Source organism: Rhizobacter terrae, from assembly GCF_003852895.1.
GTDB classification, from domain to species: Bacteria; Pseudomonadota; Gammaproteobacteria; order Burkholderiales; family Burkholderiaceae_C; genus Albitalea; species Albitalea terrae.
Window position 1 is genome coordinate 140,745 of sequence record NZ_QUSW01000009.1, and the last position, 15,040, is coordinate 155,784.

Genomic DNA, 15,040 nt, shown 5'->3' on the forward strand with positions numbered 1-15,040 from the left:
GATGAGGCTACGAACGCTTGTCGGCGGCACGACCGGGTTCACCACCAACATCCTCGGTCCGCTGATGCGCGTTGTGGCTACCATGTTGATTGCCGCCACGCTCGCATCACCGGCGCAGGCCGAGGAGAAGAAGCCATTCGTCACGCTGCAGGTGGCTCAACCCACCGTGGCAGCCGGCAAGATCGAAGTCATCGAGTTCTTCTGGTATGGCTGCCCGACATGCAATCAGCTGGAGCCCTTCGTCGATGACTGGGAGAAGACGTTGCCGGCGGATGTCGCCTTTCGTCGCGAACCGGTGGTGTGGGACACGCGTGCCAGTACCGCGTTGCACGCCAAGATTTTCCTGACCTTGCGTGCGATGAATCTCCTGCGCGAGCACCATCAGGTCGTCTTCAAAGTCATCCACTGGGCGCACTTGGAGTTTCGCGAGGACACCGAGGTGTTCGACTGGGCGGAGCGGCGCGGCATCGACCGCGCCAAGTTTGAGGCGGTGTTCAAGTCGCCGGCGATCGCGACGGAGCTTGCCAAACGCAAGCAGATGACACACGACTACCCCGTCACCAACGTGCCGACCTTCGTGGTGAACGGAAAGTACGCCACCTCGCCGTTTCAGGCAGGCGGTGCGCCGCAGATGTTGCGGCTCGTCGACCAGTTGATCGCCCAGGAACGAGCTGCCGCGCGGAAGTGACGCGGCGAACAGCCGGTGCATGGGCGACCTGAGTCTGCCGTGTGCTCGCTGGCCGCCGGCATCTGCATGGCGCAGAGCCGACGGCAGGAAGCGCACACGGTCGTGCAGCTCAGCTATAGGACTGATAGACCGTCGCCGAGCCGTCACGTTTGATGAGCAGCACGTCAAACGGGTCGCGTTGGCCGCCGAACGTCGGCCCGTCCATCCCGGGCGAACCCCGCGGCATCGCTGGGACAGATAAGCCCACCGCCTGGGGACGTTCAAGCAGAAGCCGCTTGATCTCGCGCGCCGGCACATGGCCCTCGATCGCGTACCAGCCGATCTCGGCCGTGTGGCAGGCGCCGTACCGAATGGGCATGCGAAGACGCGAACGTGCCTCGCTGTTGCCCGTGTCGTGCAGCGTGACCTGGAAGCCGTTGGCCTCCATGTGCTTGACCCAGTCGCGGCAGCAAGCGCACGACGGCCCGGTCCAGACTTCGACCTTTTCCTTCGCTGGTGCCGCCCGCGAGGAGATTGCGAGCGGCACCAGCGCCATCGAGACAGTCAGTTTGCGCCGCCTGGGGTTCACTTCGCCGCCTCCTGGCATGCCTTGAGCTGCGCCTCATGGCGCTCCTTGATCTGTCGGTTCTGCCAGGGGGTGGTCTGGGCACGCGGACCGTGGTCGAGAGGCAGGACCAGCGGGGGCGGGCAACCCTTGTTGACCGCAGCCGTCGGTCCTTGGGCCTCGTAGGGATCCTTGTGGCGTTCAACTTGCGTTGCCTGCTTGTCCTTGCGTGCCTTTTCGATGATCTGCCAGTCGGGCCCGGCCCATGAGGGCAAGGTGATGCCCAGTGTCACGGCACCCATGAGGGTGATGAGTAGCTTGTTCATGACGAACTCCTTGTCTGAGGTAAATGGCCTTGTCTCGGGACCCTCGACTTGCGGCTACTTGCTCCACCGGCAATACGCGATGCGCAGCGGCAGCAACGACTGCCGCCTTCGGTACATGTCGACCGTGGCTCTTGCCTCTGGCCGTTCGGCCATGTCCATCCACGTCGGTGTCACGGGCTCCTTGGACTCGCCGCTGAAGCCTTGCACGGCGATCCCCGGCGCCGCGTAGCACAGCGCGCAGGGCATGCAGTCGGTGAGGACCGATCCCGTGTGCGAGCCCGCCATGGGCATTTCGGTTTGGGCCATGACGGCATGCGCCGGCCGCGGCGCCGGCATCTCGGCCCTCGCGCCAACGCAGACAGCCGCTCCCGTCAATGCCAGGAGCACAACCAGGGCCGGGACGATCCGGCCGCACCAGGTGAACTCAGACCGTTCCACGGCGCCTCCACCAGAACGCATGCGTCGTCGCCGGTCGTTCGCGTCGCCGGCGGATGAGCAGGTATGCGGCCGGGATCACGAACATCGACAGCAGTGGTGCAGTGATCATCCCGCCCACCATCGGAGCGGCGATGCGCTGCATGACTTCGGACCCCGTGCCGGTGCCCCACATGATCGGGAACAGGCCGGCCAGAATGACCGCCACCGTCATCGCCTTGGGGCGCACCCGAAGGACGGCGCCTTCGCGAATAGCATCGAGCAGGTCGGCATTCTCGGTGCGCGCGTCGTCGATGCGGTCTTGCCAGGCGTGCTTGAGGTACAGCAGCATGATCACGCCGAACTCGGCCGAGACGCCGGCGAGTGCGATGAAACCCACGGCGCCCGCCACAGACAGGTTGTAGCTCAGCAGGTACAGCAGCCAGATGCCGCCCACGAGCGCAAAGGGCAGGGTGGCCATGATCAGCAGCGCCTCGTCGAAGCGCTTGAAGGTCAGGTACAGCAACACGAAGATGATCATCAGCGTGAAGGGCACGACGATCTTCAGCTTGGCCGTGGCGCGCTCCAGGAACTCGAACTGGCCGGACCATGAGATGGAATAGCCCGGCGGGAGCTTCACTTCCTTGGTGACGGCGCGCTGCATGTCCTGCACAGCGGAGCGCAGGTCCCGCCCGCGGATGTCCACGTAGACCCAGCCCGACAGGCGCGCGTTTTCGCTGCGCAGCATCGGCGGCCCATCGGTGATGCGGATGTCGGCCACGTCGGAGAGCACGATCCGCGCACCGCGTTCGGTGACGATGGGCAGGCTGCGCAGCTTCTCCAGCGAATCTCGAACCTCGCGCGGGTAGCGCATGTTGATCGGAAAGCGCTGCAGTCCTTCGACGGTCTCCCCGATGTTCTCGCCACCTACCGCGGAGGTGATGACCGATTGAACGTCGGCGATGTTCATGCCGAAGCGCGCCGCCTCGTCGCGTTTGATGTTCACGTCGACATAACGGCCGCCCGTCAGGCGTTCAGCCAAGGCGCTGGACACGCCAGGCACGTCCTTCAGGACGCGCTCGATCTCGCCGGTAACGCGGTCGATGGTGGCGAGGTCGGTGCCGGCGACCTTCACCCCCACGGGACTCTTGATGCCCGTGGCCAGCATGTCGATGCGGTTTCGGATCGGCGGCACCCAGATGTTGGCCAGGCCCGGCACCTTCACGATGCGGTCGAGTTCCTCGACCAGCTTGTCCTGGGTCATGCCGGGGCGCCACTGGTCGCGCGGCTTGAACTGGATGGTCGTCTCGAACATCTCCAGCGGCGCTGGATCGGTCGCGGTCTCCGCACGGCCTGCCTTGCCGTACACGCTCACCACTTCGGGCACGGTCTTGATGAGGCGATCGGTCTGCTGCAGCAGCTCGGCCGCCTTGCCGGCCGACAAGCCCGGCAACGCCGAGGGCATGTAGAGCAAGTCGCCTTCGTCAAGCCGAGGCATGAACTCGCCGCCGATGTGCTGCAGTGGCCACAGGCTCAGCACCAGGATGACAGCGGCGCCGGCGAGCGTCAGCTTCGGCCAACGCAGCACCGCGTCGAGCAGTGGCTGGTAGCCGGCGATCAACACCCGATTCAGCGGGTTGGATTTCTCATCGGGAATCTTGCCGCGGATCAGGTAGCCCATCAGCACAGGGATCAAGGTCACCGACAGTCCCGCTGCCGCCGCCATGGCGTACGTCTTCGTGAAGGCGAGCGGCGAGAACAGCCGGCCTTCTTGCGCCTCCAGCGTGAACACCGGAATGAACGACAGGGTGATGATCAACAGCGAGAAGAAGAGCGCCGGGCCCACCTCGGCCGCCGAGTCGGCGATCACGCGCCAATGGGTGTCGCCGTGCAGCGTCTGTTCCGGGTGCTCGTGTTTCCACTGCTCCAGGTGCTTGTGGGCGTTCTCGATCATCACGACGGCAGCATCGACCATCGCGCCGATGGCGATCGCGATGCCTCCCAAGGACATGATGTTGGCGTTGACGCCCTGGTAGTGCATCACGATGAAGGCGATGAGGATGCCCAGCGGCAACGAGACGATGGCCACGAACGCAGATCGCAAGTGGAACAAGAAGATGAAACACACGACCGCGACGACGATGAACTCTTCGAGCAGCTTGTGGCTCAGGTTCTCGACGGCGCGCTCGATGAGGCTCGACCGGTCGTAGGTCGGCACGATCTCCACGCCCTTGGGCAGACTGGCCTGCAGCGTTTTCAGCTTTTCCTTGACCGCGGCAATGGTCTCCAGCGCGTTCTTGCCCGAGCGCATCACGATCACGCCGCCCGCGGCTTCACCCACGCCGTCGAGTTCGCCGATGCCACGGCGCATCTCGGGGCCGATCTGGATGCGCGCCACGTCGCCCAACCGCACCGACACGCCCGCGTCGTTGGTCGTGAGCGGGATCTTTCGGAAGTCGTCGAGGTTTTGCAGATAGCCCGACGCACGCACCATGTACTCGGCCTCGCCGAGTTCGAGCACGGAGCCGCCAGTCTCCTGATTCGCCTTCTGGATTGCATCGACGATCTTCGTGTGCGGGATGTTGTAGGCCGCGAGCTTGTCCGGATCGAGCACGATCTGGTACTGGCGCACCATGCCGCCGACCGACGCCACTTCGGCGACGTTGGGCACCGTCTTCAGTTCGTACTTCAGGAACCAGTCCTGAATCGCACGCAGTTGGCCCGCGTCCTGCGTGCCGCTGCGGTCGACGAGCGAGTACTGGTAAATCCAGCCCACGCCGGTCGCATCTGGGCCGAGCGACGCCTTGGCCGCCGGAGGCAGCCGGCCTTGTACCTGGTTCAGGTACTCAAGAACGCGAGAGCGCGCCCAGTACAGGTCAGTCCCGTCTTCGAAGAGCACGTAGACGAACGAGTCTCCAAAGAAGGAGTAGCCCCGGACCGTCTTGGCGCCCGGCACCGAGAGCATGGTGGTGGTGAGCGGGTAGGTGATCTGGTTCTCGACGATGCGAGGCGCCTGTCCGGGGTAGGTGGTCCGGATGATCACCTGCACGTCCGACAGATCGGGCAGGGCGTCCAACGGGGTACGCATCACCGAATACACGCCCCAGGCGCTGACCATGAGGGTGGCCAGGAGCACCAGGAACCGGTTGCCGATCGACCAGCGGATGAGCCGCGCGATCATGGCTTGCTCCCAGCCGTTGCGGCAGAATTCGCCGCCTTCGGTTCAGGCGGCAAGGGCGTCACCGTGGTCAGTTGCGGAAGATTCTCCTGGTCGATGTAGAACTCGAACGTGACCCGGTCGCCCGTCTTCACGTTGCGCGGAACGCCGCTTGGCGGAAGCTTGAAGTCCATGGTCATCGGGCCCCACTTCATTGTCTGGATCGGCCCATGGGACAGTGTCATCGCCTCCTTGGTGATGGTTTCCACCTTCGCTTCCCCGACGTGTCGCGGCGCGCTGGCCGCGGCGGCGGCAGCACTCGCCGCGGGCGTGGCCGGCACGCCGTTCAGACGCGCTTCGATGCCGCGCAAACTGGCTTCCGAATCGATGAGGAACTGGGACGACACGACCACGCGCTGGCCGGACTGAAGACCGCGCTTGATTTCCGTCTGCCCACCACTCTCGATGCCGGCTTCGACATCCACGGGACGGAAGCGGCCGTCTTCTTCGGCCAGCATGACCACTGTGCGACGGCCGGTCTGAATCACGGCCTCGGTGGGGATCAGAAGCGCCTTCTCGGCGCGCATGTCCATGAACTGCATCTGCACGAACATGCCGGGCACGAGTCGCCCTCCCGGGTTGGACAACTCCATGCGGGCCTTCAGGGTGCGAGTAGAGGCATTCACCTCCGGAAGGAGAGCCTGGACCTTGCCCTCGAAGGTTTCGCCCGGTGCGGCCGGACTCCTGGCACTGACCTTCGCACCCGGGCGCAGCAGCGCCGCTTGGCTCTCCGGCACCTCGGCATTCGCCCACACGGTGGACAAGCCGTTGATTCGGAAGAGTGTCGCGCCCGACATGACCGTCATGCCCTCACGCACCATGAGTTCAACCACGACGCCGCCGGTCGGCGCAGCCAGGGTGATCCGCGGCTGCGTCTTGCCGGTCTTCTCGACGAGGCGAATCTGGTCGTCGTTCATGCCCACCTGGCGCATGCGCTGGCGCGCGCCATCGACCAGCACAGCGAGGTCCGTGCCTTGCATGCGCCGCACCGACAAGAACTCTTCCTGTGCGGCAATCCAGTCGGGCACGTACAGGTCGACAAGCGCCTGGCCTTTGGCCACACGGTCAAGCGTCGCGCGCACGTGCAGGCGCTCGACGTAGCCCGTGGCACGGGCCTGCACGACGACCTGATCGCGTTCGTTGAACGCGATGCTGCCCACGGCAGACACCTGGGGAGACAGCTTGCCCTCGGTGACGAGCGCGGTGCGCACGCCCAGGTTCTGCTGGACCCGTGGACTGACGGTGACCTTGCCCTGGTCGCTGTCCCCGTCGGCGTAGACCGGGGACATCATCATGTCCATGAACGGCGACTTGCCCGGCTTGTCGAACTTGCTCGCGGGCACCATGGGGTCGTGGTAGTAGAGGATTTTCTTGCCCGTCATCGGATCGATGTCGCCGGCTTTGAGGCCTGCCTGCATGTGCCGGCGAGTCGCGTCTTCGCCTTCCAGCGCGCTTTGTGGCCCACCCGCGGGCTGGGTGGCGTTGCCTCCAGCCGGTGAGTTCGCGGAGGGGCCGGAGGCCATGCCCATGCCGCGCTGCATGCCGACCATGTACATGCCGTAGCCGCCAGCGACGACAACACCGGCGAGCAAGACGGAAATCAAAACGGTTTTTCGATTCATGGCGTTGTTCTCTGCGTCAGCGAGGTGAAGAGGAGGGCGTCGCCTCATGGCCCGCAGGGAGGAGATAGTTCAATTGCGCCCACAAGCGCGCGGTGTCCATGTCCAGGCGCAGCCGCTCCACGCGCGTGTCGATTTCGTTGCGGCGCGCTTCGAGGACTGCGGTCAGCGTGCCGCTCGCGCCTCGATACGCCGCAACCGAGGCGCGGGTGCGCTCAGTGGCCAAGGGAATGAGGGAGGCGTCGTAGCGCGCGAGCCGGTCGCGGTTGCTTTGCCACTCCTGCCACATCGCCATCACTTCGGCCAGATGCGCGCGCGTAGCTTCCTCGCGTTCGGCGCGCATCTGGTCCAGCATGGCCAGCTTGGCGGCGACCTCGCGGTCCTGACGATTCTTGGGGTCCCACTGCAAGGGGATGGCCACATTGACCGACACCATGTTCGAGTAGGCCGAGCCTCGCTGGCTGTACATGACCTCGACGCTCACATCCGACTTCTTGCTGCTGCGGGCCACCTCGACCTCCGCCTGCGCGAGTTCCTCGCGCTTGAGCATCACGGCGATCTCAGGGTGATGCGCGAGGCGGCTTTCCAGATCGTCGAGGCGCCAGCCGATCGTCGCGAGGGCGGGGGGCTCGGCCAACGCGTCGTTCGCGGGAGTGCCGACCCAGCGCGCCAGTTGCGTCTTCGCGCTGGCAATCTGCCGCTCGGTCTGGGCAATGCGGTCTTCGATCAGCGCGACAGCGGACCGGGCCGCGAACACGTCGCCTTGCGACCCGCGTCCACCGCGATAGGCGGCGTCGGCAGCGTCGATCTGCAGCTTCGCTTCGTCACGCTGGCCGACAAGGACCTCGCGCATGCGTTCCTGGTAGGACCGGTCCAACCAGGCGATGGCCGCGTCGCGCTGCAGGTTGGCCAAGGCGAGCGCTCGGCCGGCCACGGCGACTTCGGCTTCGCGCTCAAAGCGTTCGGAGCGGGCCTTGAGTTTGCTGCCGCGGGTGATCTCTTGCATCACGCCGATGGATCGCATCGTCATGAAGTCGCGGGTCAGACTCAACCGGTCGGGACCATCCACCGGCAGGTTGTTGACGCCCACCTTCAAGGTGGGATCGGGCCGCTGCCCCGCCGCCACGGCCATCTGGCGCGACGCGTTGGCGGCAGCATCTTGCGCCGACAGTTGGCGCGAGCGCTCCTGCGCCAGGCGCAGCGCCTCGTCCAGTGTCAGTGAGCCCGCGGCATGGGCGGTGAATGCGGTCACGGCCAAGCCCAGCGTCAGTGCGGCCAGGCCGATGTGGTGGCGCTGTCTCGATGGCGCGCGTTGCGATGAGTGAAGAACCATGAAATCTCCAGACGAACGACATGAGGTCGAGGGTCGGCTCGCGATGGCGAGCACCCGGGCGTGCGGAACCTGACCCGTGTCAGGTCTTCAGCGCGCGCAGCGTCTGGAAATCAAATGCGGAAGCAGCAGTTCCGAATGGCGATGGGTGGCGCCGTGGTCCGGTGCAAGAACGAGGGCGGCTGAGCGCCCGTTATGGGAGCCGGGATCAGCGGCTCGAACGGCGTGAGGATGGTGGAGACCATCACGGCCGCAGGGGACACGACAGGTACGTCGGCCTTGTCCAGGGATGACTTGCCATCCTGGCAATGTGCGTGGCACAAGGCCGGATTCACCGGGTCGGGTTGATCACAGTCCGGCATCGACGGCATCGCAGAACCATTGCTGGCCATGGCGTCCGAACCGTTGCCGCTGGCAAGTCCAGGGCAGGCATACGCGGCCACCGCCAATTGCATGAACAGCATGCCAAACAGCGCGACGAGCGCTGTCAGCAGGCGGTACTTGCGAGGCAATTTCATGGTCAACGGATGAGTCGGTTCACTGCGCCGTGTTCTTACAACACGGTTGGCCGGTTCAGATACAAGTGTACGCCGGCATCGGCGTCGCATGCCACTGCAGTCCACGTGGACTGCGACACGTTTGCGCGCCGTCAATTCCCGAGGATGCCGCGACAAGGGTAGCGCGGAAATCCCTTGTGGACATGGTTGATCGAGGGCGCGGCGGGGCTGCACAATGGATCGGGTCGCTTCCGAAGCAATGTCGGCGAGCGGCAGGGGAGGGAGCCAAGATGAACAACAACCAAGGCAACGCACTCGCGTATGTGCCAGTTCTCAAGTGGAAACGGGGCGAGCAGACAGCGGTCGAGACGCTGACCAGCGTTCAAAAGGACGCAGTCATGCCGATTGCGGAACTACAAGAGCGTCCGTACGACTGGGACAAGGAGAAGTACACAAAGAGCTGGGATCAGCACATCGAGGCCATTGCCGTGGCGACCGCAAAGTACTGGGGCACAACGCATGAGATCGCGTTTGACCAGGGCATCACCGAGTCGGACAAGCTGTCAGTCGGCGCCGAGACCGTCTGGGAGCATCTGTTCCATGTTCTCTGGTCAAAGGGCGTGCGTGCTGTGCCGGTGGTGTCTTCCCTCGCGCAGCCGATGGAAATTACAGCGATGAAGAAGGCGGTGTCCAAAGGGCAGAAGACGCGCTGGACGCTGCGCTACGTTCGCCAGGAAGCAGTCACGCCGGCGGTTGTTGCGAGCTGGTTCCAAACCACACTGGGCATGTTGGGTGCGACCGCGGCCAATGTCGATGCCGTCTTGGATCTGGAATACGTGGCCGATTGGGAGGTTCCGAAGCGGGCGGCGGAGATCGCGGCTTGCCTTGCCGCCATCGCCTCGGCCGCGTCGTGGCGTTCTCTCGTGCTGTCGAGCGGCGCCTTTCCTGCGAACCTCGCCGGCATCATGCCCGGTGCTCACCAGATCCAACGAACGGACTGGGCGCTGTTCAAGGCCGTGCGGCTGCAGCCTGGTGCGCCCGCCGGTGTGATCTACAGCGACTACGGGGTGAGCCACATCCTCGCGTTTGATTCAGACCCGCGCATGATGAAGATGAGTGCGAACCTGCGCTACACCCACGACGACCGGTGGTTCGTGTTCAAGGCCCGCAGCGTGAAGGACTTCGGCTTCGAGCAGTACCGCGATCTCTGCAAGGTCCTCGTCGCGTTGAAGCCGCCCTACATGGGTGCAGCCTTCAGCAAGGGCGACACGAACTACGACAAGGTTGCGAGTTCAGGCGTGGGGCCCGGAAATGCCACGCACTGGCGCCGTGACGCTACGAACCATCACATCCACTTTGCGCTTTGGCAGATCGCCAGTCTCCCCGCGCCTTGAGGCAGGTTCGAACGTAGTCTGCCAGTTCGTCGACCGGCATCGCCGCCGCGAGCGCATCGAAGAGTACGAGCTTGGGTTTGGATCTCAGGCCGCGATCGAGCCCGAGCACGCTCAACGCGGCCAGCGTCTCATCACGCCACAGCAGCCGCGCCAGGTGCTGCGCGCTGCGGCGAGGGTTCGAGCGAGGTTGGCGCTGAACGAGCAGGTCGATGCCGTGTGAGCGTGGAACGGCCAGCATGATGCCCCACCACTTCGGCAGCAGCGGCCGAACTTCGGCCAGGTGGCTGCGCGTGGTGACGATGGATGCCATCTCGAACACGTGGCCGTAGGCCTCGACTTGCGAGGGCAGTCGCGTCAAGGTGTCGCGTGCCGCCTTGATCTCGAAACCCTCCAAGTGCCCGTTGACGAGCGCGAGGTCCGCGCGAGCGGCGCCATAGGCGAGCCCGAATTCGTCGACCAGCAGGTCATCGCTACCCAACTTGGGTTGCAGGTGGGCTTTCAGGGCCGCCCGCACTTGATGGTCGTGCGATACGTCGAGCATGTCTGTGGCAGGTGAGGGCTGGGTCGCCGCGAAGCGCGGCTGGAGGCGGGCCAGTGTACCTCGGTCTATGCATTATGCGAAAATGGATGCATGACACTTCACGAAGTCGTTGAGCGATTGCGCGCCTTCATGCTCACTGCAGGGTATAGCGAGGCCCGATTCGCCATTGAATCTGGCGTGCCGCAATCGACGCTGCATCGCGCACTGCGTTCACCGAAGCGCTTGACGAAGACTCATCACAAGCTATGCAAATTCGCTGGAATCGAGATTGATGAGATGCCGCCCGACGCCCGCGCCCAAGAGGTGCTATGGCGTGCCGTGCGCGATGTGTGGGACGGCACGCCCGAGCACGCGCAGGCAATTGCTAGACTGCTGAAGGCCGGCGCCCACGTTGGGGCCCATCGGGGAACCGATCGACGCATCCGCAAGACACCCCATGCCCGCACCTAATCCCGCACGCAAGCTGATGAGTTCCTTCAAGGAACTCGGTTTGACCGCGGCTCAAGTGCGCTCGCTGATCCCGAGCTGGTGGGTCGACGAGGTCGCGCAAAGCGAAGACGGTCTGCTCGAATTGCAGATCCTTCTGGCGCGCCGATTCAACGTGTCGCTTGGAAGCCTGCAGGAGCGCGACCCTTCGCCGAAGTTTCAGGCAACAGCACCGCGCTTCAAGACAGTCCACCCTGATGGTTCGTCGCAGCTGGCGGTTGCCGCGGGCATTGGCAACGGGCTCGCGCACCTGCTGTCAGCGGCGGCCGAAGGTCGCCCCATTTTGCAGCCCCTGTCCCCGCAGTCGCTTCGGGCGCAATTGATGAAGGATGGTGGTGCCGCCACGCTCGATCGCCTGGTCGGTTGGAGCTGGAAGCAGGGCATCCCGATCGTCCACGTGACCGGATGGCCCAGCGGCCTGCGTCGCCCGGATGCGATGTGCATGCGAGTAGACCAGCGTCCCATCGTCATGGTGGTCCGCAAGGAGACCGCGCCGGCAAAGCTCGCGTACCTGGTTGCTCACGAACTCGGCCACATCATGTGCGGACACCTCGCGGCCGGTACGAATGCCGTCCTGGTTGACGAAACCCTTCCCGTCGATGCGCAGAAGAGTTTTTTCGACGACGACGAGAAAGAGGCGGATGCGTACGCGATCGAGGTTCTCGGCGGTGCCGAACTGGATGCTGCCGCCAAGCGGCTGTTGGGCCGTCCATACAGCGAGCTGTCGTTGGCCGCGGAGGTCCTCAGCTCGCTCAAGGACAAGCCGCTGGACGCGGGCCAGGTGATCCTCGCGTGGGGGCGCCTCACGCAGGAGTGGAAGACCGCCAATGCAGCGTTGAAGTACTTGCAGACGATGCAGGCAGCACCGCGCGTCATCAACGACGTGGCGCGCGACGAAATCGACTTCGACGTGCTTTCCACTGATGGAATGGACCACTTGCTCAAGCTGACGGCGATGGAGTTGCCGCCCGCATGAAGGTGTTTGTCGACAACGATGTGGCAGTCAAGCTCGCCCGCTGGGGAATGCTCGATCGGTTTCACGCGCACCTCACGAAGCAGGGCAAGGCCGATGTCTTTGTTCTCACGTCGTTGCGCTATCGGTTCAAGCTTCACCTCGATGACCCGGCCGCCGCCGTGCAGGCAGTGGGTTCCAGCGTTGGCGCCAAGCAGCTTCTGAACTTCGTGAACGCGTGCCCGCCGGTGAAGGGGCACAACCAGCAGGTGGCAAGTGCACTCGCGGGGAAGCCGCAAATCGACGCCGGCGAGGCAACACTCTTTGCCGCTGCCGGCAACTTCGATGCCGCGCTGGTGGACACCGGCGACAAGAAGGCGCTTCGGGCGCTCGCTGCGCTGTCCAAAACGGAGCCCGTCCTCGCGGCTTTGGCTGGAAAGCTCGCTTGCTTGGAGCAGACGGTGCACTACCTGTGTGGGCGATGGACTTTTGACATCGTGGCCGCGGCAATCGCCACGGACTCAACCGCAGATGCCGCGGTTCGTGGGTGCTTTTCTTCTGGCCAAGCAGCAGCAGTTTGTATGGCACTCGAACACAAGATTGGCGAACTGACCGCAGACTGCGGCGCACTGCTCGCAATGAAGCCGTTTGTCTGGATCTCCTGAACACCCGGCACGGATCGCTTGACGAGTGCCCCGTTGGTCAGGCCGGCATGTCACAAGACGATGTCGAGGTCTTGCAACAAGGCAGGATCTGAATGGCGCTGAGAAAATGCTGAGATCGGAAGGGGAAGTGCATGCCAAAGGCGGTGATCGCTCAGATTTCGCGTCGTGACTATCCGGCATTCGCAGTGGCCATGGCTGACGACCCACGCTTCCCAACGACATACGCCGAGTTCACGGCATCGAACAGAGCCTACGAAGAAGCCCCCAGAAAACTCGGCGTCCAAGTGGTGTTCGTCAAGGTTGCGCCCGGCGCGTTTCTGGAATGGTCCAGCCATGTTGGCTTTGTGCCGTGTAGTGAGACGCTACGCGCCTTCGCCTTGTCGCTCGCTGGGGGTGCCGCCCCTGTAGTGGCTTAGAGAAGCGGGCACGCCGCCTGCGCACGTGCCGGACCACACCATGCGTCGCTTGTGGCGCATCGGCGTAAGGTGTGGGGTGCGGCAGCCCTGGGATCACGCCCCGGTCTCCGGAGAAAGTCCGCTCCGATCCACAAGGGCCGTTTTCGGGAAGATGGATGCACCTTTTTTGCGACGAATCTGGCAACACTGGCGTTGACTTGCTCAGCGAGGACCAGCCCGTCTTTGCGTTGGCATGCACGAACCTCGACGCTCAACGCTCCGCCGACTTGCTCGGACCGCTTCTGCGTCAGGGGCAGCGGGAAGCCAAGTACTCGCGCCTCAAAGGCAACCGAAGCGGCCAGCAAGCGCTATTGCAGTTCTTCTCGTCACCGGAACTCACGCCGTCGACCGCCAAGTTCCTGCTGGCCGACAAGCGCTACTACCTGATCACGCACATCGTCGACAAGTTGATCGAGCCGCCGCTTCACGAAGTGGGCGAGGATCTGTATGCAGGCGATGCCCATGTCGGCCTGGTGAACGTCTGGTACCACGCAGGCAGAATCATCTTCCCTGACGGGCATTGGGACAAGGTGATGCATGCCGTCGTGCGAGCGATGCGGGAGCGGACCGCCAGCGCCTTCGCATATTTTGACGAAACCCTGAGCCAGGCGGCGCTGGCGACGCCCTACGACTATCGCGACTTCGCCACCGGGCTCTTGCTGGCGCGTGGACGGTTGGATGAGTTCATCGGCGTCTTTACTGACACTGAGGTCTTCGACCCGGCCGTCGACATCTTCATCGACATGATCAATCAATGGATGAAGATCGAGTCAGGGCGGCTGACAGTGACTCACGACCGGTCCAAGCCGCTCAAACGCAATGAGCGCTTTCTGCGCGCCATGATGACCCCCATCGATCCGCGCACCATCGGCTACGGCACGCGCCAAGCGGAATTGCCGCTGCGGATTTCAGATCTCGACTTCGCCGAATCGTCCGCCCATCCGCAGTTGCAAGTGGCTGATCTGATCGCGGGCGCGGCTATCGATTGCCTGCTGGCGTGGTCGGGTCGCCGCCCGTCCAACGACTATCACGAAGCCATGAAGGGGACGCGGCTTCAGGAGTTGTTTGCCGGCGGGCTGCTTCCGTCGATTGAGATCGAACGCAAGAACGAACCGGGAGCAGGGCAGAAAAGCCTGGTGGACGGCTCCACCGAATTCCTGAAAGACGTGGGCTACTTTGGATGAGGCGTTCGAAGCGACCCGACCAATTCAGGTCGTGCCCAGCGGCGAGGGTCGACCTCCCGCTCGGCGGACATCGCCCATGAGGTCCACGAAGCTCTTGGCCACCGCCGTCGGATCGTCCGTCCAGGCCAGGGTGATGTGCGCGGCCTTCAGCGCGGTGACCAGAGCGCGAATGGTCCTGGCATCGCCGTTGGTGTGCAGATAGAGCTTGCGCAGAGTCTTTTCACGAGGCTTCTTGTGGCCGAGTCGGCGAATGCCGATGAGGATGGTCCTGGCGGCTTCATCGACCACGCTGCGCAGCCGCTCGCCCACCTGCGGCCAGACGGCCCGAAGCGTATCCAGCGTTGCCTGCAACGGAAGCTGCGCCGGGAAAGCGCCATTCAGTTGGCGCAAGAAGCCCTCGAATTCGAAGGCGACATCACCGTGCCCGAGCTGCAACTCCTCCACCATGGCGCGCTCCTTGACCGGATCGATGAAGATTCGGAAGTCGCCTTTGAAGTGGTTGCCGTACAGCTTGAAGTCGAGCATCACGCGCGTGTGCCGCAAGTACACGAAGAGCAGGTCTCTGGATTCTTTGTCTTCTTCGGAAAAGAACATCATGAAGACAAAGCGTCCGCGCCCCTGGGCCACCTCAAAGCCGAGCGTCGGTTCCTTGTGCAGAACCGCGTCCCGGAACAGCGGCGTGAGCCCATCGAGATTGAATTGCTTGTTTGCCATGGCGGCAAAGTCTA

15 protein-coding genes are annotated in these 15,040 nt (G+C 64.0%); 6 read left to right on the top strand and 9 right to left on the bottom strand.

Going from position 1 to position 15,040, the window contains the following annotated elements; all coding sequences use genetic code 11:
- Position 1: 1 nt before the first annotated feature.
- Positions 2 to 688, top strand: coding sequence for a thiol:disulfide interchange protein DsbA/DsbL (locus DZC73_RS25725; RefSeq protein WP_124543242.1), 687 nt, complete (start codon positions 2 to 4; stop codon positions 686 to 688).
- Positions 689 to 797: 109 nt separating this feature from the next.
- On the opposite strand, the gene DZC73_RS25730 is transcribed toward DZC73_RS25725, so the two are convergent.
- The 7 genes from DZC73_RS25730 to DZC73_RS25760 all read right to left on the bottom strand — a co-directional run bounded on the left by DZC73_RS25730 (position 798) and on the right by DZC73_RS25760 (position 8,656).
- Complete coding sequence (locus DZC73_RS25730; RefSeq protein WP_124543243.1) at positions 798 to 1,274, bottom strand: DUF411 domain-containing protein; 477 nt, start codon at positions 1,272 to 1,274, stop codon at positions 798 to 800.
- On the bottom strand, positions 1,253 to 1,558 hold the full coding sequence (locus DZC73_RS25735) for a hypothetical protein (protein WP_124543244.1): 306 nt from the start codon (positions 1,556 to 1,558) through the stop codon (positions 1,253 to 1,255). Before DZC73_RS25735 ends, DZC73_RS25730 begins: the two co-directional genes overlap by 22 nt.
- A 54-nt stretch (positions 1,559 to 1,612) precedes the next feature.
- On the bottom strand, positions 1,613 to 1,864 hold the full coding sequence (locus tag DZC73_RS25740; RefSeq protein WP_124543245.1) for a hypothetical protein: 252 nt from the start codon (positions 1,862 to 1,864) through the stop codon (positions 1,613 to 1,615).
- 118 nt (positions 1,865 to 1,982) lie between these two features.
- Complete coding sequence (locus DZC73_RS25745; protein ID WP_124543246.1) at positions 1,983 to 5,153, bottom strand: efflux RND transporter permease subunit; 3,171 nt, start codon at positions 5,151 to 5,153, stop codon at positions 1,983 to 1,985.
- On the bottom strand, positions 5,150 to 6,811 hold the full coding sequence (locus tag DZC73_RS25750; RefSeq protein ID WP_124543247.1) for an efflux RND transporter periplasmic adaptor subunit: 1,662 nt from the start codon (positions 6,809 to 6,811) through the stop codon (positions 5,150 to 5,152). The genes DZC73_RS25745 and DZC73_RS25750 overlap by 4 nt, the downstream gene beginning before the upstream one ends.
- A 16-nt stretch (positions 6,812 to 6,827) precedes the next feature.
- Positions 6,828 to 8,060, bottom strand: a complete 1,233-nt coding sequence (locus DZC73_RS25755; RefSeq protein WP_235835283.1) for a TolC family protein — start codon at positions 8,058 to 8,060, stop codon at positions 6,828 to 6,830.
- 191 nt (positions 8,061 to 8,251) lie between these two features.
- Positions 8,252 to 8,656 carry a hypothetical protein gene (locus tag DZC73_RS25760; RefSeq protein WP_124543249.1) on the bottom strand — a complete coding sequence of 135 codons (405 nt, stop codon included), beginning with the start codon at positions 8,654 to 8,656 and terminating at the stop codon, positions 8,252 to 8,254.
- Between the two features lie 269 nt (positions 8,657 to 8,925).
- On the opposite strand from DZC73_RS25760, the gene DZC73_RS25765 reads away from it, so the two are divergent.
- Positions 8,926 to 10,029 carry a beta family protein gene (locus DZC73_RS25765; protein WP_161974744.1) on the top strand — a complete coding sequence of 368 codons (1,104 nt, stop codon included), beginning with the start codon at positions 8,926 to 8,928 and terminating at the stop codon, positions 10,027 to 10,029.
- Here the strand turns inward: DZC73_RS25765 and DZC73_RS25770 are convergent.
- A complete protein-coding gene (locus DZC73_RS25770) occupies positions 9,971 to 10,570 on the bottom strand; it encodes a sce7726 family protein (protein ID WP_124543251.1) in 600 nt (199 codons plus the stop codon). The genes DZC73_RS25765 and DZC73_RS25770 overlap by 59 nt on opposite strands.
- 90 nt (positions 10,571 to 10,660) lie before the next feature.
- On the opposite strand from DZC73_RS25770, the gene DZC73_RS25775 reads away from it, so the two are divergent.
- The 4 genes from DZC73_RS25775 to DZC73_RS25790 all read left to right on the top strand — a co-directional run bounded on the left by DZC73_RS25775 (position 10,661) and on the right by DZC73_RS25790 (position 14,312).
- Entirely contained in the window at positions 10,661 to 11,020 is a 360-nt protein-coding gene (locus tag DZC73_RS25775) for a hypothetical protein (RefSeq protein WP_124543252.1), read from the top strand.
- Positions 11,021 to 11,036: 16 nt separating this feature from the next.
- A complete protein-coding gene (locus tag DZC73_RS25780) occupies positions 11,037 to 12,032 on the top strand; it encodes a hypothetical protein (protein ID WP_124543253.1) in 996 nt (331 codons plus the stop codon).
- A complete protein-coding gene (locus tag DZC73_RS25785; protein ID WP_124543254.1) occupies positions 12,029 to 12,673 on the top strand; it encodes a hypothetical protein in 645 nt (214 codons plus the stop codon). The genes DZC73_RS25780 and DZC73_RS25785 overlap by 4 nt, the downstream gene beginning before the upstream one ends.
- A 571-nt stretch (positions 12,674 to 13,244) precedes the next feature.
- Entirely contained in the window at positions 13,245 to 14,312 is a 1,068-nt protein-coding gene (locus DZC73_RS25790) for a DUF3800 domain-containing protein (RefSeq protein WP_124543255.1), read from the top strand.
- A gap of 24 nt (positions 14,313 to 14,336) precedes the next feature.
- Here the strand turns inward: DZC73_RS25790 and DZC73_RS25795 are convergent, their stop codons facing one another.
- A complete protein-coding gene (locus DZC73_RS25795; RefSeq protein WP_124543256.1) occupies positions 14,337 to 15,026 on the bottom strand; it encodes a hypothetical protein in 690 nt (229 codons plus the stop codon).
- Positions 15,027 to 15,040: the final 14 nt, after the last annotated feature.